Origin of the sequence: Nostoc sp., from assembly GCF_036917135.1 — a bacterium.
GTDB lineage: Bacteria > Cyanobacteriota > Cyanobacteriia > Cyanobacteriales > Nostocaceae > Nostoc.
In genome coordinates this window covers 15282-36048 of the sequence record NZ_JBALEA010000056.1, presented here as the reverse complement: position 1 = coordinate 36048, position 20767 = coordinate 15282, and the positions used below count along the sequence as shown (strand labels likewise).

Genomic DNA, 20767 nt, shown 5'->3' with positions numbered 1-20767 from the left:
TTTAATAAAGTTGTTTCTTGGTTAGCACTGGTGTTATTTTGGGTACTCTTATCTTGTAAAGGGTCTTAGAGGATGTTTGAAAAGTCCTCTTGTCAGTATCAAAAATTTTAGATCCCCCTAAATCCCCCGATAAATTGGGGGACTTTGATTCCGGTTCCCCCCTTTTTAAGGGGGGTTAGGGGGGATCTAAAGTGCCTAAAGTCACAGCGAAATACTTTTCAAACAACCTCTTAAGATGGCTGGTTATATCTAGTTATGAGTAAATTTTGGTGAGCAGTTATTCCCCCCTGTTACATAAATCGCAACAATACAGGTTTTGAGTTTTACTTCAGCAATACTGGGGTTAACTTCATCCATCTGGGGGTAGATTATGTATACTTGGACTAAATTACCGCGCACATCTGCTTTATTTGTCAGTGCGTTATTAGGAGGGGTGATTTTCACCAGTTGCGCCTCTTCCCGTCAATCAGCAAATCAAGCTTTACCTCCAAGTGCAGCCGGTGGCGCAGCAGATAAAGTAATAAGCAGTATTCCCCAAAAGCCAGAAGCTGCACCAATAGCCCGTTCTCGTCCCCAACTGATCAAAAAGGCAGCAATATCTTTAACTGTCAACTCTGTAGATCAGACTATTGATGCTGTTTCGCAAATTATCAATAAACAGCAAGGGGATTTGATCGGGTTGAAACAACAACAACCCAAAAACGATAATTCGCGTCACACAGCAACAATGCAATTGCGGATACCAGAGAATCTGCTGGAATCTACTTTAGAACAACTAGCTAAATTAGGCACTGTCAATAGTCGCAATATCACTGCCGAAGATGTAGGCGATCGCCTGGTAGATTTCCAAGCTAGATTAACTAATTTGCAGAAAACTGAAGCCAATTTGCAAAAAATTATGGATCGGGCGGGTTCTATTCCAGATGTGCTGAGTGTTGCTCAACAACTGAGTAATATCCGAGAAAGCATAGAACAAATTAATGCCCAACTCAAAAGCCTACAAAATCAAGTTGCTTATTCCACTATTACGCTGAACCTAGAAGCAGCAGTTTCTAGCACCAGTCCACAACCTGCCTTTGGTTTGCAAGTTCAGGAAACTTGGAACAATTCTACCCACTCTTTGAGTGCATTTTCCGTTGGCTTACTCAAGCTAGGTATTTGGTTAATTGTTTACAGTCCCTATTTGTTAATTTTTGCTGCTATTGTCTATGGCTTTAGCCGTTGGCGGCGAACTCATTCACCACGTTTGACACAAACACCAGGATCGAGTAGTCCTGACTAAAGTTGCATAAATCATACATCTAAATTGGATAGATTTACATAACAAAAGAGTGATTTAAATATTCCTAACTCTTATTGTTTGCACCTCCATCTTGAAAAGTTCTGTTTATCCTGTAGTTTTGATTACTTTAATCATTCTTGAAATGTAAAAAGCAATACAAAATATATGGTGACAATTTTGATACAAATTTGTTAAGAATAGTTACAATAGTCAGAATACAGGATAATATTTCTTATGGTAAATTCACTTGACAATAATCCACCCCATCAAGTAGTAATTGTTGGCGGTGGTTTTGGTGGACTTTATGCGGCAAAAACCCTGGCGAAGGCGGCAGTAAACGTTACTCTGATTGATAAACGCAACTTTCATTTATTTCAACCCTTGCTATACCAAGTTGCCACAGGTGCGCTATCGCCTGCGGATATTTCTTCACCATTGCGCTCTGTGCTTAGTAAGAGCAAGAATACGAAAGTGCTGCTGGGAGAGGTGAATAATATTGATCCACAAGGGCAAAAAGTGATGGTGGGCGACGAAGCAATACCTTACGACACCTTAATTGTTGCCACAGGTGCCAAGCATTCCTACTTTGGCAAAGACAACTGGGAAGAATTCGCCCCCGGCTTGAAAACTGTAGAAGATGCCATAGAAATGCGTCGCCGGATTTTTACCGCCTTTGAAGCCGCAGAAAATGAAATTGATCCAGAAAAGCGCCGTGCTTGGTTAACTTTTGTAATTGTTGGTGGTGGCCCAACCGGTGTAGAATTAGCGGGTGCGATCGCAGAATTAGCAAATCAAACTCTCAAAGAAGATTTCCGCAACATCGACACATCAGAAGCCCAGATTTTGCTATTAGAAGGTCTGGATCGGATTCTGCCACCCTTTGCACCAGAGTTATCACAAGAAGCAGAAGCATCTCTGACGCGCTTGGGCGTGGTTGTCCAGACAAAAACATTGGTAACGAATATTGAAAATGATGTTGTTACCCTCAAACAAGGCGATGAAGTTAGAGAGATTGCCTCAAAAACAGTATTATGGGCAGCAGGTGTGAAAGCTTCAGCGATGGGAAAAGTGCTAGCAGAACGCACAGATGCCGAGTGCGATCGCGCTGGACGGATTATCGTTGAACCTGACTTGAGTATTAAAGGACACTCCAATATTTTTGTAATTGGCGACTTAGCAAATTTTTCTCATCAAAATGGTAAACCGCTACCTGGTGTTGCACCTGTAGCCAAGCAACAAGGCGAATATGTAGCAACACTAGTCCAAAAGCGGCTTGCAGGTAACAATTTACCAGCATTTTCTTATGTCGATCACGGTAGTTTAGCAATGATTGGGCACAGTTCTGCTGTGGTAGACTTGGGCTTTATGAAACTCAAAGGTTTCTTTGCCTGGTTGTTTTGGCTATTGATTCACATCTACTTCTTAATTGAATTTAACAACAAATTAGTAGTAATGATTCAGTGGACATGGAATTATTTCACCCGTAATCGCGGTGCAAGATTGATTACAGGACAAGAATCACCACCCACTCACGAATTAGCGATCGCCACAGTAATTACACATCAGGAAATAGTCAACAGTCGATAATATCTAATTGGGCATTGGACACTTGTACTGAGCGAAGTCGAAGTATTGGGCATTGGGCATTAGTTATTTCCCTTGTCCCCCCTTGTTACCGAGTCTTTTTCTTCAATTTTGAATTTTGAATTTTGAATTTTGAATTGATTTCTCCCCGCCCTCATAAATTAGCAGTAAGCTATTTGAGGGCGTTTTTCATAATTTACATAATGGCAAGTATTAACGACAACTACCTGAAACTGAAAGCGGGTTATCTGTTTCCAGAAATTGCTCGGCGGGTGAATGTATTTGTAGAAGCAAATCCTGATGCTAAAGTCATCAGGCTGGGCATTGGCGATGTTACCGAACCTCTGCCAGAGGCTTGCCGCACAGCGATGATTAAAGCTGTGGAAGAAATGGGCGATCGCAATACCTTCAAAGGCTATGGCCCAGAGCAAGGCTACGCTTGGTTACGGGAGAAAATTGCTACTCAAGATTTCCAAGCACGGGGAGCCGATATAGATGCTTCAGAAATCTTTATCTCCGATGGTTCCAAGTGCGACACGGGCAATATTCTGGAAATCTTTGGACATGACAATATAATTGCCGTTACTGACCCAGTTTATCCCGTGTATGTAGACACTAACGTTATGGTGGGAAATACTGGGGATGCCAACGATAAAGGGGAGTTTGAAGGCTTAGTTTATCTGCCAATTACGGCTGAGAATAACTTCACCGCCGAGATTCCCTCAAAGAAAGTCGATTTAATTTATCTCTGCTTTCCCAATAACCCCACTGGCGCAACTGCTACCAAAGAATATCTCAAAGCATGGGTAGACTATGCCAAAGCTAATAACTCGATTATTTTTTTTGATGCAGCCTACGAAGCATATATTACCGATCCGTCGATTCCCCACTCAATTTATGAAATTGAAGGTGCAAGAGAAGTTGCGATCGAATTTCGTTCTTTTTCCAAGAATGCAGGTTTTACAGGAACTCGCTGCGCGTTAACCGTAGTACCGAAGACACTCAAAGGAAAAGCCGCCGATGGTTCCGATGTGGAACTGTGGAAACTCTGGAATCGTCGCCAGTCTACCAAGTTTAATGGTGTTTCTTACATCGTCCAACGGGGAGCCGAAGCGGTTTATTCTGAAGAAGGACAAGCACAAATTAAGGGATTGGTTAGTTTCTATCTAGAAAACGCCAAAATTATCCGCGAAAAACTCACAGCCGCCGGATTATCAGTTTATGGTGGCGTGAATGCACCTTACGTCTGGGTGAAAACGCCCAATGGTTTATCCAGTTGGGAATTCTTTGATAAGTTGCTGCAAACTGTCAACGTTGTGGGCACCCCTGGTTCTGGTTTTGGTGCTGCGGGTGAAGGTTACTTCCGCATTTCGGCGTTTAACAGCCGCGAGAATGTGGAAGAAGCGATGAAGCGGATTACCGAGAAGTTTAAGGTGTAGGCGATCGCTTTTAGCCGTTTTTGTTAAACTCATTCTATTAATCTAAAGGTTACGGTGGGCTATATTATCCACCGCAACCTGATAGATATTGAATTTTGAATTGGAGCGAAGGGACGTGACTGCTGCTATCCGCGTTTTCAAACCTGTTAGCCAGATGCAGCTAGCACCTGGTAGCACAGTGACTATTCCTGATATTAGCTGGGAAGAATTTGAATCTATTTTACAAGAATTGGGAGAAAAAAGAACTACACGAATTGCCTACAGCCAGGGTGCTTTAGAAATTATGGCTCCTTTACCAGAACATGAAATACCCAAAGATGTAATTTCTGATATTGTCAAAATATTGCTGAAGGCTAAAGATATCAGATACCAACCTTTTGGTTCCACCACCTTTAAACGGCAAGGTGTAGCAGGAGTTGAACCTGATACTTGCTTTTATATTCAGAATTATCAACGAATGATTGGTCATCGCCGCTTGCAAGCTGATGATCCGTCGCCAGATTTAGCGATTGAGACTGATGTCACATCAAAAACTACTCTTGATGCTTATGAAGCCATTGGAGTCCCAGAATTATGGGTTTACGATAGCGGGAGCCTTTCTATTTATTTGTTGAAAGAGGGGAAATACGTAAAATCTAACACCAGCCCTAATTTTGAGGATATAGCTATTACTCAAATTATCCCTGCTACCGTGGAACGTAGTTGGCAAGTAGGAAGTTTTCAAGCTTTGAAAGAATTGGAAGCAATGACTTAGTAAATAATTAAATAGCCACTGGATACTGGATGAGGTAAAGAATAATTGATGTAATCTCAAATATAAGCATTATCTAATAAATTTGTTTAGCTCCTCAACTAAAAGATGTACTGTTGTTGAACTTTCAGCGTTTGCAATAGCGTTGTTAAAATCTTGCTTAGGCCAATCATCCCTATCAAATACACACCAAATTTGATCGTAATCTCCTTGAGCTTTTAATTCTTTAGCCTCTTGCACTAGTTTAATTGGATTGTATCCAAACCCTCTAACATCAATTTTCTTGACAGTCGTGGAAACCCGAAAGCTCATGAAGTAGTTAGGCTCGGTTTTTTCACCTTCACATATAATTAAAAATATTTGCCTAAGCTCTCTTATTTCAACTTTTCTATCAGCATAGCCACGATTTTTAGGCATTAGGCTCACCAATAAGTTGACTTAAGTCACCAATAAATGGAATAGCACCATATCTGCCTTTAATATAGTCACTTTCAACAGAGGCATCATTTGATATTTTGTACTCAACTAATGAATATAAATCTGTAGCACCATATTTGTTTTTCTCAGTAAACCAAATCTGATCTCTGCGAAAGACCTTGTAAGTAAGCAAATTAGTGTCATGAGTCATAAATATTAGTTGTGCATTATTAGAATTTGTCTTTTTTGAGTTAAATAATTCAACAATTGCTTTGCTGATTAGTGGGTGAAGTCTCGCATCAAATTCATCGAATATCAAAACTTTGCCATATTTAAGAGTATCTACTAAAAGTCCAGCAATAGAAATTATTTTTTTAGTCCCTTCTGACTCTTGATTATCTAAATCAAAAAATTTTATAGAAACATTACCTTTATTACCAAATTTTTCATGCCCCGTTCTAATTGAATTTTCTGTTTCAAAATGATAAGAGCTTTGTTCTCTAGGGATAATTTCTGCTTCCTTTATTCTTATTTGTTTAATACCTAAATCTAGATTTTTAATTAATTGAATAATTTCTGATTTATTATCATTCTTTTTTGCTAAAGAGTTTATTGTATAACTCAAATGATCTCGATCGTCTAAACCTGAAACTATATTTAATTTTTTGGTGAGCCAATCTAGTATTCTCTCAGCTATTTCAACGTTAAATTGAGCAGCTACTGATAGAAAAAGTGCATTAATCCTAGTTTTTGGGTAAATACCCTCAGCTTTAAATATTTTAGATATATGTTTGATATTACGTGTATTTCCGTCATAAACTCGTTCAAAAAGACGAGTTTCTCTGGTGTTAGGAACGTAAAATAACCACTCGGCAATAACCCTTTTTTGATTAGCTTCAAACCCATATCGATACTTTTTAGTATCTAATAAAAACACAATTTCAAAAAAAGATGGTTGTGCCTCAGTTTCTGTACTTAGCTCAAATGGCTCAACTCCAATTTTTTCTGTGCTTTGAGTCTCTTTAGAGGAATTAATCATAAACCACTTCATAAAGCTCAAAGCTTTTGCTAGATTACTTTTGCCACTGGCATTAGCACCATAAATCGCAGCACTTTTGAGTAATTCTAGGTCATCATCTACCGCAAAAACATTGTTGTCATCAACTTCTTTTTCTTTAGCAACAATATTAGCAGCCACCATACTAAAGGTGACTTTATCCTTAAAGGATCGGTAATTACCAATACTAAACTCTATGAGCATAGTAACTTTTTATCCTAAATAGCATATTTGTGATTATTTCACAAATAAATATATAAGTTTACCATACCCTTTAGCATGAGATGCGATCGCACTTTCTTGACTATCTCGCTACTTATACAAAAAATGTCGGTGTAATTCATGAATTACACCGACATCTTTGCATACAAACGAAAAGCGCTATATCTTCCCTTAAATTAGAAGTTGATATTTATCCTGGGCCAATTTGTACAGTGGACGCCAAACTAAACGATTTGTCGTCACAACCAACAAAGACATCACTGTTGTTGCAGCTAAGAGTAACGAAAAATTACCCGTAGCTGTAGCATGAGAAATTGTTGCCCCTAGTCCCTCGGCGGTACGAACCTGTCCTTGAAATGTGACGTATTCGCTGACGATGCTAGCATTCCAAGCGCCGCCAACGGCAGTAATAATCCCTGTAATCAAGTAGGGAAAGATGGCGGGTAAAATTAATATTCGCCAGCGTTGCACAAGGGTAAGTTTATATACCCAAGCTGCTTCCATTAAATCTGAGGGAATGGATTGCGCCCCAGCAATGACATTAAATAGGATATACCACATTGTCCCCAGCATCATCAAAGCCACTGAGCCAATTTCCAAACCGCCAGCCATGCGGCTTAATGCCAACAATAGCACCGGAAATAAAGCTGTCGCCGGATAAGAAGCGGCAATTTGTACCAGGGGTTGTAACACCCTCGCCAGTCGAGGATTGCGACCAATGGCTACTCCCACCGGCACAGTCCACAACAGGGATAATAGCAATGCAACGATGACTCGCAAGGCTGTAAACACAGCCCCCTTAATTACCTGTTGCCAATCCGCCCAACCTAAAGTCCGTAACAGCAAGAGGGCTTCCCAAGTACCCCACAGCACAATCAAAGTGAAGCCGCTAACAAAAACCCAATTCAGTAATCCCGGCAAATGCAAGTCACCTTTGGCGTTGACGGGTGCGGAACGAACCGGAAAAGACCGAACTAAACTATCATCTAGGACTCTTTGCAATGGGTGAAAAATGCGATCGCTTAAAATCCGTAAACTAGGCGATCGTCGTAAAACATCTAACACCCATGATTCAGGTACATTTTCTGACTCTACCATCTCTAACTTAAACTTTTCTGCCCAAGCAATCAACGGTCGCCACACGAAATAATCAATTGCCACAATTACCGCAATTAGTACCGCCGAACCCCAAAGTATGGCTTTAAAGTCTCCCTTGTTGGCTGCTGTTCCTAAAAAAGAGCCTAACCCTGGTAAGCGAAAATCTTTATTCCCTAGAGTAAATGACTCAATGGCAATTAAGAAAAACCAGCCCCCAGCAACCGACATGACACTATTCCAGACCAACCCAATCACACCAGATGGTAATTCCAAAGTCCAAAACCGTTGCCATAAATTCAGCCGATAAACACGAGATGCTTCCAGCAATTCTTGGGGAATGCTACACAGGGATTGATAAAAACTAAAGGTCATATTCCAGGTCATGCCGGTAAAAATCAACAGAACAGAGGCGATTTCTACCCCAATGCGCCGACCGGGAAACAGGGAAAGCAGAGCTAGTACGACTCCTGGTAAAAATGACAACACAGGAATTGATTGCAGAATATCCAATAGGGGAATCAGAATGCGTTCCGCCATGCGGGAACGATAGGCACTATAAGCATAAATGAGGGTAAACCCCAAGGAAAAAAAGTAAGCCAACCCCATACGTAACAGGGTTAGGGCTGTATAACCTGGTAAAGCACTAATATCTGTCGAAATTGTAAATTCGGGGTTAAAAGCACCACGGAACTGGGACGCGGTTCTCACAATTGCCACAATCAAGCTGACAATAGCCAGAATCAGCAAGGCATCTTGCCAAGTCCAATTGATGCGTCCCTGAGTTTTATTAGCGGGAGTAAGGGGGCGAGTCATGGGAATGGGGAATGGGGAATTGGTAAAAGAGACTGACAAATAAAAAAATACTCAACTATTTCTTGTGGGGTGGGCGTCTCGCCCGCCCATAGTCCAAGGCGCTCATGTTGCCCACCCCACAAGATTGGATAATTTATTTGTTGTCAGTCCCAAAGACAAATGACTAATGACTAATGACTAACTAACTACCAAAGGTTCAACACTGACGGCTTGCTCTAGAAAGATTTGTCCAGATGGCTCATCGTAGCTGTATATTTCGGCATAGCGACCCCAGTCGATGGCAGTTTTTAATTGCCGCTCGGCTTCTTGTGGACTAAAGTGACTTTCTAGGATATCTAATACCAGTTCTTCTGGTATGCGTTGATTATTTTTTGCTTGTAAGAGACGATGTATCTGTTGTACTAAGCGAATATTTGCGAGTAGTTGCGATCGCACAAGTTGTTTGCGATCGTCAATACTACCACCAATAAATGTCAGCCCGACTGGAGTTAGACTAATATCACCTTGTGCTAGTTCTACAAAACCCATTAATTTTGCAGCTTCGACAATTGGCAGAATATCATCTACTTCTAGTTGCAATTCTTGCGCGAGACGGTAGAGGTCTTTTTCTTGACGATCTTCTAAAAGTTCCAATAAACCAGCAATGGAACCAATTCGCACGGCTGGTAAAGACTGATACTTTGCTTCTGGTTTTGGTTGTTGAGAAGAAACGGGTGCAGCAGCCTCAATTGTCTCCAGTTCCGGGTTGGTGATAATTGTATAAACCTGGTCTACCAGGGCTTGAAAGCTCGGATGTTTGCGATCGCGGTAATGAGGTAAAGTCACAGCTAAGTCCGCTCTTACTCTCCCCGGATTGCGCCCAAGAACAATAATCCGATCTGCCAAAATCACCGCTTCTTCAATACCGTGAGTAACAATTAAAATAGCTTTAGTGGGTATTCGACGCTCCAACCACAAATCCAATAACTCAAAACGTAAGTTTTCTGCCGTCAGCACATCCAGCGCCGAAAACGGCTCATCCATACATAATAATTCTGGTTCTACGGCTAAGGCTCTGGCAAATCCAACTCGCTGACGCATTCCCCCAGAAAGTTCTTTGGGATAAGCATTTTCAAACCCATCCAAACCGATGATGTCAATCATCCGCAGTGCTTTTTGTCGCCGGGGGTCTGGGGCTTCTCCTTTGGCCTTTAAACCCAGTTCGACATTCTCCAGAACAGTTAACCAAGGATAAAGGGCGAAACTTTGAAAAACAATTGCTACACCTGGATTTAAGCCAACTAGAGGATGGTTATGATAAATCACTTCACCTTGGCTAGCGGGAATTAACCCCGCAATTATCCGCATTAAAGTAGATTTACCTGAACCCGAAGGCCCTAGTAAAGCAACTATTTCTCCTGGACGTAACTCTAAATTGATATTTTCCAGGATGACGATTTGCTGACCGTTGGGTTGCTGATAAGATTTTCTGACACCTCGTAGAACAATGAGGTCTTCAGTTGGTGTTTTGAGAGCCACGGCTCCCCCCTCTAAAGCTTATGATGGACTGGAATTTCATGCTTTATCTTACAGTTAAAGCAAGTAACACTTAACACTGTTAGGTTGAGAATGATGAAAAATTTTGAGGGCTTGTAGCTTAGGGACTGACAAATAAAAAAATGTCCCCAAACTGACCCAAAACCCCTCTCTATTTCTCCTTTCTCTGTGTTCTCTGTGCGGCAGTCGCTCATGGGGGAAACCCCCAAGACCGCGCTGCCTTGTCTCTGTGGTTCGTTTATTTGGATAATTTATTTCTTGTCAGTCCCTTAACCAATCCATCTTGTAGTGAAACTAAAGGTGTGTCAATCCTGAAAATTGCTTTCTCTTTCCTCGCTATCACTGGCTAAATCAATTTTTGGCTCAACTTTTGCCCGCCCATAAGTACCCAAAGTCAGCCCTTCTTCCAGATATACAGAAGAGTATTTACTCAACCCGATACGCTGTGAAGTATAAATTCCCGAATGACCTGAAAATAAATAGCTAACTATACAGCCAATAGCAATAAATACTCCCGATTCCAAACCAAATAATTCAATTCCCATTAAAGTAGATGCCAAAGGTGTATTTGCTGCACCTGCAAACACACCTACAAATCCCATTCCTGCTAAAAGTGGTGCAGGTAATGCTAAAAGCAAGGACAAAGCATTGCCTAAAGTTGCGCCAATATAAAACAAAGGAGTCACTTCCCCGCCTTTAAATCCTGTTCCTAGAGTTAAAGCAGTCATACCTAATTTTGCTGCAAAATCCCAAGGAGGTAGCTGGGTGTGAAAAGATTCAACAATAGTCGGGATACCAAGGCCAATGTACTTAGTTGTACCACTCAACCCAACAATTATTGCGATGATCGCACCCCCCATTAAAGGACGCATTGGAGGATAAGATATCTTTGCTTTAAAGAAGTGACTGATTTTGTGAGTTACTTGAGCAAATAATCTCGCTACAATTCCAAAGATTGCACCGGCAATAATAGCAGAAATCAGTCCCCAAATTGTGAGCGTTGGTATAGAAGGAGCGTGTTGGTATGCGGTATGATGCAAACCAAATAGTAACGTTACTTGATTTCCCACGATCGCAGCAATTAAAGAAGGAAAAAGAGCGTCGTAATGAATTTTACCAATCGCTAAAACTTCCAGACCAAATACCGTGCCAGCTAAGGGAGTACCAAAAACGGAAGCGAATCCTCCACTTATCCCTGCGGTTAACAAAATTCGTCGATTTCCCCCTTGAAAGCGGAATATTTTAGTTAATTGGTCTGCCAAAGAAGCAGTCATTTGTAATGCTGTACCTTCACGACCGGCTGAACCTCCAAATAAATGGGTGAGGTTTGTTCCTATTAAAACAAGAGGAGCCATACGGAAGGGAATAATATTTTTTTGGTTATGGATTTCTTCGAGTAAAAGATTGTTTCCAGCTTCTACAGTTCGACCGAATTGATGATACATCCAACCACTCAAAAAGCCGCCAATTGGCAGAAATGCAATAATCCACCGATGGGATTCTCGCCAATCAGTTGCCCATTCCAATGATGCTAAAAGAGCCGCAGAAGCAGTTCCAGCAAGAATGCCAACTATAAAAGAAATAGGCAACCACTTGATTAGGTGGGGTAATGCAATAAATGGTTCAAATTTACGAAGCTGCTTCATGGTAATTCGTCATTTGTTATTTGTCATTCGTCATTAAGCTGACTTTTCACGTCATCTGGAAAACCTCACTTCTATTTCTCTCTTCCTTTAAGGAGAGAGACTTTGAATTCTCCCCTTTCCCTTGTAGGGAAGGGGGCTGGGGGGTTAGGTTTCGCCTCTTATTTTCCAGATGACGTGAAAAATCAGGTATCTTTTGGGAAACAAGTTACACGAAGTGAAAACCGCAAATTATGACGTACTTTTTGCGGTAATACACCCTACAGCTAATCGCTACGAAATATTTAAAGTTATAAAAAAATTGATTATCACCCCTCTTAAAAGTATCGGCTTATATTCCATACCTCCTGTAATGCAAAGTTGGCCACGTTTACACGAAGCCAGTTACAGAATTGAGGTAGAAACTATCAGCCGAGGGGCGGTTTTCTAGATATTCTAGAGGGTGAGTCTCATCACCTTAGTCATATTTTACAGAAGTTTTGACAACTTGCAAGCAAGTTGAAAGGTTAGGGTGCGATCACACCAAGGCTCAGTTAAGTCTAATACAGACCTAACCCCCAACCCCTTGCCTATAAGGGCTACGGTGTACACACAAGTCTGAAACAGTTGATTAAGCAAGGTTTTACCCCACCCTAACCCTCCCCTTGGAAAGGCTACGGTGTACACACAAGTCTTCTAACATTACTCCACAAGCTTATGATCCCCCCAACCCCCCTTAAAAAGGGGGGCAAAAACCTCTCAAAGTCCCCCTTTTTAAGGGGGATTTAGGGGGATCTCTAACGCATTCTAATCGCCAGGGCAAGATGCAAGATATAAGATCACCCTAAACCGAGAAAATTTGAAATCAACGGCAATAGATTGCTGCACTGTTCAACCAACTTTGTGGCACTAGGTAAACTAGCGATCGTCCCTTTTAAAATCTTTATAGCCGTTTTCCCCGCCTTTTGCATTCCCCCTTCTTGAGGACTTTTCCCCACTTCTGCTAAGGCTTTCACTTGCTCTAACGCCTCAGCTTTATCTTCTGGCGGTAAATTTGTATCAGCCTCAATTACTGCTTGCAATTGCGTCAACAGTTCCTTAATTCCCGGTTTATCTGGTTCGGGTGATGCTGGTAACTCATTGATGGTATTTGTTACCGTACCGCTAATATCACCTAAATTTAAAGCTTGTCCACTGGCATTAAAATCTCTGCCAACACTGCCAATTTCAATTTTGCGGCTGGCATCATTGCTGTTAGTCATATTTTTATTTTCAACTTTATTGTCAACTTGAACATTAATCGGCTTATTGGCTAATAATTTTACAATCTCTGTCATCTCTCCACTTTGTTGGCGATAAACGACTATTTGCTCATCTTTAGCTTGTAATTGTGCTTTATATTTTTCTTCTACAGCTTGCAATGCTAGCTGATAATTTTGCGTAAAATCGCTATGAATCTTTTCTTTATCAGCACCATCAGGTACACCTATTTTGACGACAACAACGCCATCACCTTTATTTTCAATACTCTGTAGGGCTAACTCTGTGTCTTCATTTTGGCCTTGCACTGTTTGGAAGGCATTAACAAAAGCTTTCCAGTCTATGCCATTGCGGAAAATTAAATCGACAGTATTCAAAACCTCTTCAAACAGCTTGCTAAATTCTCCTGGTTGAAACTCGCCACTACTGGTACGACGTTCACGGTCATCGGTTCCAGGTTTGGGGTTTTCCAGAAGATAGATAAAGCGACAATCTATATTATCCAATTTAGTTGTACTTTCAATATTCCATGCTTCAATACAAGCACCTGTCATTTGGGCGCTGGTAAAGTTAGTACCTACAGCTTGAGCTAGAGTGAGGTTTGCCCGCTCTAAACAAGCACCTTGGAAGGTGGCTTCTGTAATATCAGCATTTTTTAGATTCGCTTCCTTTAAATCTGCACCGATCAGGTTTGCACCTTTTAATTTAGCATCAGCATAAGATTTTCCTCTACCATTGCCAGTTACTAGCAAATTGAGAATATCTCCTTTAGCTAATATCGAGTTGTCTACTCTAGCAAAGTCTAATTTTTTAGCTTCATAAAAACGAGTGCGTATTAGATTGGACTTTCTCAAATCTGTATTTTTAAGAGTTGCACCAGTAAAATCAGCATCAGTTAAATCAGCATTACAAAAACTTGTACCACCTGTGGCTGCAAAAGCGATCGCAAATGAGCGAACCCAAGCTTCTTTTTCATTTCCAGCCAGACTACGCCAGCCAATGTAAGCACTAAATAATGTAAAGACTACGGCAAAGCCTCCGGTAAAAGCTACGGCAAAAGCTCCGGCTCCGGCTACAGCTGAGGCGAAGGCTCCCGCAAAGGCTACAGTCAAGCCTACGGCTACGGCTACGGCTACGGTTACGGTTACGGTTACGGCAAAGGCTCCGGCTACGGCTCCGGTGAAAGCTACGGCAAAAGCTCCAGCGAAGGCTACGGCAAAGGCTCCAGCAAAGGCGACGGCGACGGCGACGGCGAAGGCTAAAGCAAAAGCGAAAGCTGCGGCTCTGGCTCCGGTAAAAGCTACGGCTCCGGCAAAGGCGAAGGCAAAGGCAAAGGCGAAGGCAAAGGCTACGGTTCCTAAACCTGTTGTCAAACCCTTATAAATGGTAATAATCCAAAAAACCAGCATCACAATTAGGCAGACTATCCCCGCGATGAAGTTTGCAGTCCTTTGGGCTTCGGTGTTAAAAAGATATGCTACAAATACACCAAAAGTAATTGAGAAAAATCCTGATATTCCCGATAGCAGCCATGAGGACATAAGCAACCCAATAGTCCAACGTCGCTGTAGTCCCGCTTTAACACCTGTAAAATCAGCGTCTTTAAGAATTGCGTTGGTAAAATTTGCTCCTTTAATATCCGCCTTGCTAAAGTTTGCCCCAGTCAGGTTTTGACCTTTAAAAGAGCGACCTTGGAGATTTTGACCGGAGTAGTCTGGCGGCATAATTGCGTCAGCAAGAAGTTTTTAATGAGATTTTATACAACTGTACTCTGCAATATTTCGGATTTTGGTAAAATAAAGAAAATACAAAAATTTTGGATGTAACACGCGGTATAAAAGCATAAGTGTGCATCTTTACCTTTGAATGCTTAAGGTGTCATCAGCAATATTGAAGTTGGTGTCACAATGCTTAAGCTGTAGTTATCAATATTGCAACTGTAGCGGTTCCACAACTTATGGGAGTAGTTTACTCACTAATTTTGGTTTTTCAAGTTTCGCTTACTAATTATTTCAGTGATAACACAGGAGCGTAGGCGCAACCCGTTGTAGACATTGCTTGACTGATACCTTAAATTTTGCGATCGCACTAACACCATACTCTTAGATGATGTTTGAAAAGAGCTTTATTACAAGAATTCAAGCAACCTTTGGTAGGTATTAGCCGCACAGCATCCAATGCAGATTTTCTCAACAAAATACCACTGATTATTGATAATATTGCTGATGCTTTAGGCAAGGTGAATCTTGCTAATAGTAAAAGTGTCGTTGTCGTTACGGATGATGATATAGAGAATTTGGAAATAGCTTTGATGGCATACTCCAAAAGTCCTACTACTCGTGTAATAATTCGTACTTACGATCAATCTTTTTGTGATAACGTCGCACGGTTGTTTCCTTATGCTCAAGTTATTTGCACCTCTGCTATTTCAGCAGAAGTATTTGCTGCTGCTGCTTTTGGAGAAAATATTCTCAGCTTGTTTAACTTTGATACTCAAACTATTTTGGTAGTAGAGTATATGATTGAGGCTGGAGATACACTGAATCGATTACTATTGGCTGAGGTTGCTTATGGTTATGGAGTTGTACCAATTTTATACCAACGACTTAGGCGATCGCCTGTGAAATTAATGCCTTCTGATCATATACAACTTGATGTTGGCGATCGCTTGGTTGTTCTGGCAAATAGTAATAACCTCCAAAGGATTGAGCGAGGTGAAATGTTGACTAGAACTTGGCAAGTACAGGTTGAGAAAGTTTTAGCTCAAGATGGTATTTTTGATGGTGCAAATGAAATAAGTATAATATCGGGATGTAACATTGGTACAGCTAGAAAATTGATGTATAATTTACCTTGACTGCTACCAGTAGCATTATATAAACAACAAGCTTTATTACTAGGGCGAAGGCTCAGTAAATTAAGAGTTGTAGCCCATTTGAAACCTTTTGTTGAAAATTAAAATTTTATTAGAATAACGAACCACAGAGGACACAGAGGACACAGAGGACACAGAGAAATGAGAGTGTGAAAGATATTTTACTTAGCAGCGATGCCTAGGTTGGGCTACGCCTACGCATAGCCATGCCAAAGCCGCATCAACATTACTAACCTGCTCCCCTGGCGGTATGACTGGACGATTTACCATCACAACCTTCATACCCAGTTCTCGCGCGGCAATAATCTTGGGCTTGGTTGCATCGCCACCGCTATTTTTACTGACGATGGTATCAATGTTGTTGTGAATCAGGATTTGCCTTTCATTATTGAGGGTAAAAGGACCGCGATCGCACAATACCATCCCCAAGGGCACTAAAGCATCATCGCCAGGAGGGTCAATCATCCGCATCAAAAACCAAATTTTCTCTAGGTGAGCAAAAGCGGCGAGTTCTTGCCTACCAACTGTCAAAAACACGCGCTGTGATTCGTTTGCTACAGATGCTGCTGCGGCTGCAACGCTATCAACTTCAATCCAGCGATCGCCACTAACTTTTTCCCAAGGCGGACGGATTAACATCAGACGGGGTACTCCAACTTTCGTTGCAGCATCCGCCGCATTGAAGGAAATCTGATTAGCAAAAGGATGGGTTGCATCAATTAATCGGTCGATTTGCATTACTTGCAGATAGCTAGCCAATCCAGCCACACCACCGAAGCCTCCAACCCGCAAATCGCCCAAGGGTATTGATGGTTCACGGGTGCGCCCAGCTAGAGAGGTGATTACTTCTAACCCTTGGATAGTCGCCACTCTCGCCGCTAGTTCTGCTGCATCACCCGTCCCACCGAGAATCAAAACGCGCATCATTGAGATAAAGGTGGAATCTTTGCCAAAATTCCCTTCTTCAGAGCTTCTGGACGCTCTGACCAAGGCAGTAAACCATCAGTTTTGGTGTAGTATTGACCAGCACATTGCAGTACCGCAGAGGCACTACCATCAACGGTTAAATCACCAAATAAATATGTTAATTTCCCTTTGGCAGCAAAGGCGACTACACAAGAGCGATTACAAGCACTCATACATTCAACTTCCTCAATTAGAAATTGATCTCGTAAGTCCCAATCTTGTGCAAGCTGCTGAAGTTGGTGTAGAAGTTTTTCACCACCACTTTCTCCTAAGCGTTTTCCATCTTGCCAAACACTGGCACAGGTTTTGCAAACAAATAAAGTATGTTCAGCAACACCCAAGGGACTAGTTGGGGAAATATTTATAGTAGTAGTCATCTGTACCTCGCAGATATGTGAAACTGATAAATCTACTTCGGCGGGCATCCTGACTCACTCAATTTGGGATTTTCGATTACTTAGTACGCTAATCTCAAATTTGTTCACAGTTGCGGGACAGCGCCGGATTTGCACCGAACTTTCCCCGTTACCTCTGGTAGCTGACTCCCACCAGAACCGAATCACCTTATCGATCATACACTAGGGTTATCTGAGAATACGAAACAACAAGCTTTGCGCTAAGGATCAAACTGGACGACAAGCAGACAAAATACTGTGCATCTTCACTACTTGTCCAATAACTGCGATCGCAGGCGCAGCAAATCCAGTTTGCTCTACTTGCTCGACAATTGTCTCCAAAGTCCCAATTAATTCTTCTTGTTCTGGCCGCGTACCCCAGCGTACCAAAGCAATGGGTGTTTCTAAATTCAACCCAGCTACACTTAATTGTTCCACAATATAAGGCAGATTGTGAATTCCCATATAAATTACAATGGTTTCGGAACCGTGAGCGATCGCACTCCAATTCACTAGCGGTTTATACTTGCCCTTGGCCTCATGACCAGTTACAAATGTCACTGATGAACTATACAGCCGATGTGTCAAAGGAATACCGGAGTATGCCGCCGCCGCAATTCCCGAAGTGATACCTGGCACAACTTCCACTGATATGCCAGCTTCTACTAATTCTGCCATCTCTTCGCCACCACGACCAAAAATAAACGGATCGCCACCCTTTAACCGCACCACAATTGCATGATCCTGCGCTTTATCAATCAGCAATTGAGTTGTTTCTTCTTGCAACAACGAATGTCTCCCCGCACGCTTACCAGCATTAATTTGCTCGGCTTGGGGATTAATCATTGCCAAAATTGCCGGACTCACTAAGGCATCATAAATTACTATATCTGCACATTCCAATAAACCTTTCGCCTTCAGCGTAATTAATCCTGGATCTCCTGGCCCCGCACCTACTAAATAAACCTTTCCCAAATACTTGTTCTCCTGTTTTTCTGTGCGGTTCATCTATCTATTAAATCCCAAATTAGCTCGGCTAATTCTGCACTTGCTCCCAGTGGCTCTGCCAATTGGAAATTCACCGCAGAAAATTGTAATTTTAACTCCTCTATTGAGGCAGCGATCGCATCGGTTATTCCACCAGCAAATAAAAAGTATGGCAAGATGGCAATTTCCCGATAACCAGCAGCTACCAACTCTTTCACCCGTGATTCTAAACTCGGAGGATTAGCCCAATAAGCAGCCATTATTCCCAAACTCGCCGCCATTGCTTCCACAGTTTCTTGAGAACCTGGGCGACGGCTACCATGAGCCAACAGAATCCATGCTTCTGCTTTTATAGCAGCTATTTGCTTGAGGAGCAATTTCTCTAAATTGGGGTGAGAGCCTAAATATGGTTGCAACTCAATGATGATATCTTCACCAGTAGCCTGTTGTGCTAGTGCGACTTCGGCGGGAATATCTGTCATGACATGGACTCCCGGTAGCAGAAATAGCGGTATAATTTTTAGGCGATTCTCGTTTTGAGATATTCTGCGTAGGCGTAGCCCACCGCAGGTATCGCCAAAAGCCCTCTGAACAAATTGTTGAATCTGCTCGTGTAAAGGCTGAGAACTCATTTCTAAAGCGGCTATGCCAACCAGATGTTGATTATTTACTGGGTTGTGGTTTTTTGGCAATTTATTACATACCAGCCTTGCTAGTTGCTGCATCGCAATTTCTGGACGGCGATCGCGACTTCCGTGAGATAATAACAGATAGGCAGATGACATCGGTATAAGCTTGAACTCTAAGTTACTAATTCTTATATTTTACTTAAGATTAAGCTGGTAGTAATATAGCGTTTTTCCTGCTTCGATTTCCTCTCGGTGCTTTGCCCAGTAAAATTTTTAGCCTCAGCGATCATTTGCCCCTGTCTTATCTCACAAATCCAATTCTCACCCCCTGTGATCCACAGCCTACAACGATTTGACACCTATTAATGGGACTTAGAGAAAAAACACCCAGAAAAAAGCCTCAAACCTATATACAGAGATACTTTGACATCGTTTTACTTGATTTATTGATATATCTGGGTTTGAGTCATTTTTGAGCATTTGGTGTATTTACCTTACCCCGCATGGGTTTGAGGCTTGTTTATCCCTCACAAGTGTTTAAGTCCCGTTATTCACTAGTGTTTCCATTTATACTACCTATTGGTTGGCAGAGATGACATATAGTCCGGCTACGGCAACAAGCACATCCGTGTCCATAAAAGTTAGTTCGTATGATTGCTTTGAAAAAGCATTAATGAAATGTCTCGTTGTTTCTTGGCGTGCTTCACTTAGCTTTCTCTCATCCTCTCAGTTTACGCACATTTCAGCCTTTTTGCAAAAAAAGATTGTAAAGAGGCTCTTATTGTTCTTCGGCAGTGTAAGTATAAAATTGATCAAAGGCTGCCACCGTCTCAAATTTGTAAGAAGGCATCCAAGAACTTATTTTTAAATCTGTGCGGTAAATGCTAAATATAATGTAATTTTGTCTTTCTGTAGTCCTGGCAATAATTTCTTGCATTTGCGGGTTAGCAGAGTCAACCAACTTATTACAATTAAAATGGATTAAATTTTGGATAATATTCGTAGTTTGTTTACATACATCGGTTTTTAAGTATTTTGTCAGCCGTTGCACTGCATATTCTTCATATTCAAGCTGATTGGGATTTGTCTTCGCCATTGTCACACCCAAGACGGCGATTCCTGCGGCTGCTCCAGTAGCCATGATGATGGTGAAGGGTTTCATATTTGCCAAGTAAAATTCCTTGTAATCGTTAGATTCCAGAGACTCTAAATCAACTCAGTCCGTTCCTTAAATAAAAACTCTTGATCCCTTGCCAAATTATTGCTATAATTCAAATTGTTGAATGGCGAGCGTAGCCAAGTGGTTAAGGCAGTGGTTTGTGGTACCACCATTCGTGGGTTCAATTCCCATCGTTCGCCCTATAATTTCATACTCATCCATATATTCCTATAAAAGATGGGTTGTGGTTTTGAACATTCATAACTATTACTTTAGCAAGGATCTGCTGTCTAAGAGTTGATGGATTTGAAAGGGTTGCAAACCCAAGATGATTAATTAGTTTATCTTATCAAGAAGTTGATGTATATAAGCAAATCTACTTTTTAAATTAAAATTAACACGATGTGCAACTTGATAAGCTGTCGTGCATTTAATTTGCACAGGTAGGGCGGGCAAGATGCCCACCCCACAAGAGATTTATTTTTTAGAGGATGCAAATTAAAATATTTTCAGCTTATTCTGACCTCTCTCCTAAAAGGCTACGGTATACGCATAAGTCGGATTACCCCCCTTAAGGGGGAAACGGTAAATCCAGTTCCCTCCCCTATGTATTGGAGAGGGTTAGGGTGGGGTTCTTGTACCTCACAAGGGATGAGAACTGCTATATATCAAAAT

At 41.6% G+C, this 20767-nt stretch carries 16 protein-coding genes, 1 tRNA gene and 2 riboswitches; of the genes, 6 read left to right on the top strand and 11 right to left on the bottom strand.

The window, feature by feature from the left end:
• Positions 1–370 precede the first annotated feature (370 nt).
• From V7K50_RS16025 to V7K50_RS16010, 4 genes are all read left to right on the top strand, one after another.
• Positions 371–1282, top strand: a complete 912-nt coding sequence (locus tag V7K50_RS16025; protein ID WP_334961607.1) for a DUF4349 domain-containing protein — start codon at positions 371–373, stop codon at positions 1280–1282.
• A 234-nt stretch (positions 1283–1516) separates the two neighbouring features.
• Positions 1517–2869 carry an NAD(P)/FAD-dependent oxidoreductase gene (locus V7K50_RS16020; protein ID WP_334961605.1) on the top strand — a complete coding sequence of 451 codons (1353 nt, stop codon included), beginning with the start codon at positions 1517–1519 and terminating at the stop codon, positions 2867–2869.
• 200 nt (positions 2870–3069) lie between these two features.
• Complete coding sequence (locus V7K50_RS16015) at positions 3070–4305, top strand: LL-diaminopimelate aminotransferase (RefSeq protein ID WP_334961603.1); 1236 nt, start codon at positions 3070–3072, stop codon at positions 4303–4305.
• A 115-nt stretch (positions 4306–4420) separates the two neighbouring features.
• The gene (locus tag V7K50_RS16010; protein ID WP_334961601.1) at positions 4421–5059 is read left to right on the top strand and encodes a Uma2 family endonuclease; all 639 of its coding nucleotides are present in this window, start codon (positions 4421–4423) and stop codon (positions 5057–5059) included.
• Positions 5060–5128: 69 nt separating this feature from the next.
• On the opposite strand, the gene V7K50_RS16005 is transcribed toward V7K50_RS16010, so the two are convergent.
• From V7K50_RS16005 to V7K50_RS15980, 6 genes are all read right to left on the bottom strand, one after another.
• Positions 5129–5473 (bottom strand): RloB family protein, encoded by a 345-nt coding sequence (locus V7K50_RS16005; protein ID WP_334961599.1) that lies wholly within the window; start codon positions 5471–5473, stop codon positions 5129–5131.
• Positions 5466–6734, bottom strand: coding sequence for an AAA family ATPase (locus V7K50_RS16000; RefSeq protein WP_334961597.1), 1269 nt, complete (start codon positions 6732–6734; stop codon positions 5466–5468). The genes V7K50_RS16005 and V7K50_RS16000 overlap by 8 nt, the downstream gene beginning before the upstream one ends.
• Before the next feature lie 189 nt (positions 6735–6923).
• Complete coding sequence (locus tag V7K50_RS15995; RefSeq protein ID WP_334961595.1) at positions 6924–8663, bottom strand: ABC transporter permease; 1740 nt, start codon at positions 8661–8663, stop codon at positions 6924–6926.
• A 177-nt stretch (positions 8664–8840) separates the two neighbouring features.
• Positions 8841–10181 carry an ABC transporter ATP-binding protein gene (locus tag V7K50_RS15990; RefSeq protein ID WP_334961593.1) on the bottom strand — a complete coding sequence of 447 codons (1341 nt, stop codon included), beginning with the start codon at positions 10179–10181 and terminating at the stop codon, positions 8841–8843.
• Positions 10182–10504: 323 nt separating this feature from the next.
• On the bottom strand, positions 10505–11845 hold the full coding sequence (locus V7K50_RS15985) for a voltage-gated chloride channel family protein (RefSeq protein ID WP_334961591.1): 1341 nt from the start codon (positions 11843–11845) through the stop codon (positions 10505–10507).
• A 388-nt stretch (positions 11846–12233) separates the two neighbouring features.
• A riboswitch (Fluoride riboswitch) is annotated at positions 12234–12308 on the bottom strand.
• 352 nt (positions 12309–12660) lie between these two features.
• Complete coding sequence (locus tag V7K50_RS15980) at positions 12661–14805, bottom strand: pentapeptide repeat-containing protein (RefSeq protein ID WP_334961589.1); 2145 nt, start codon at positions 14803–14805, stop codon at positions 12661–12663.
• Positions 14806–15194: 389 nt separating this feature from the next.
• On the opposite strand from V7K50_RS15980, the gene V7K50_RS15975 reads away from it, so the two are divergent.
• Positions 15195–15938 carry an NAD-binding protein gene (locus V7K50_RS15975; RefSeq protein ID WP_334961587.1) on the top strand — a complete coding sequence of 248 codons (744 nt, stop codon included), beginning with the start codon at positions 15195–15197 and terminating at the stop codon, positions 15936–15938.
• A 183-nt stretch (positions 15939–16121) separates the two neighbouring features.
• Here V7K50_RS15975 and V7K50_RS15970 read toward each other — a convergent pair whose 3' ends face one another.
• The 5 genes from V7K50_RS15970 to V7K50_RS15950 all read right to left on the bottom strand — a co-directional run bounded on the left by V7K50_RS15970 (position 16122) and on the right by V7K50_RS15950 (position 20095).
• Positions 16122–16880, bottom strand: a complete 759-nt coding sequence (locus V7K50_RS15970) for a cobalt-precorrin-6A reductase (protein WP_334961643.1) — start codon at positions 16878–16880, stop codon at positions 16122–16124.
• Complete coding sequence (locus V7K50_RS15965) at positions 16880–17299, bottom strand: DUF1636 domain-containing protein (RefSeq protein ID WP_334961585.1); 420 nt, start codon at positions 17297–17299, stop codon at positions 16880–16882. Before V7K50_RS15965 ends, V7K50_RS15970 begins: the two co-directional genes overlap by 1 nt.
• Before the next feature lie 22 nt (positions 17300–17321).
• A riboswitch (cobalamin riboswitch) is annotated at positions 17322–17496 on the bottom strand.
• Positions 17497–17545: 49 nt separating this feature from the next.
• The gene (cobA, locus tag V7K50_RS15960; protein WP_334961583.1) at positions 17546–18325 is read right to left on the bottom strand and encodes a uroporphyrinogen-III C-methyltransferase; all 780 of its coding nucleotides are present in this window, start codon (positions 18323–18325) and stop codon (positions 17546–17548) included.
• The gene (locus V7K50_RS15955; protein ID WP_334961581.1) at positions 18322–19089 is read right to left on the bottom strand and encodes a sirohydrochlorin chelatase; all 768 of its coding nucleotides are present in this window, start codon (positions 19087–19089) and stop codon (positions 18322–18324) included. Before V7K50_RS15955 ends, cobA begins: the two co-directional genes overlap by 4 nt.
• 622 nt (positions 19090–19711) lie before the next feature.
• On the bottom strand, positions 19712–20095 hold the full coding sequence (locus tag V7K50_RS15950; RefSeq protein ID WP_334961579.1) for a DUF4359 domain-containing protein: 384 nt from the start codon (positions 20093–20095) through the stop codon (positions 19712–19714).
• A gap of 124 nt (positions 20096–20219) precedes the next feature.
• Between V7K50_RS15950 and V7K50_RS15945 the strand changes: the two genes are divergently transcribed.
• Positions 20220–20292 (top strand) — tRNA-His (locus V7K50_RS15945).
• The last annotated feature ends 475 nt before the right edge of the window (positions 20293–20767 follow it).